1 protein-coding gene is annotated in these 363 nt (G+C 33.6%); it reads right to left on the bottom strand.

The features are described 5' to 3' along the window. A partial coding sequence (locus AC1DWA_RS33845) for a hypothetical protein (protein WP_477917934.1) occupies positions 1-363 on the bottom strand: 363 nt, incomplete at both ends.

Here is a 363-nt window from a genome sequence, read left to right as displayed (position 1 = left end):
TACTAAAGATGAGTCCCATAAAACTAATTCTGTCATTGCTTTTGGATGCTGAATAGTTGGTCTTTCAACCCAAAAATTTGGATTTCCATCAGCATAAGGTTCTTCCTTAAGCATATCTAAATCTATATGTTCGTTCTTATTGAAAGCAGAAAAAACTCCCCATGCAAAATATATTTCCTCCTTATTGGCGAGCTCTGTAAGCTTTTCACCTGTAATCCAATAAGTACTTTCTTTCGTTCCATTAGTGTAAATTCTATAATCAATAAAGTGATCAAGATACTTGTCTGGTAAAGATCCATCTAAATCAGTTAACAACCAGTTGTACTGCTTCTGAAGAGTGTCAAAAGAACTTAGTATTTCTCT

This window comes from Rhodococcus sp. P4_F3_2, from assembly GCF_056401335.1.
This window is presented reverse-complemented; position numbering and strand designations above follow the sequence as displayed.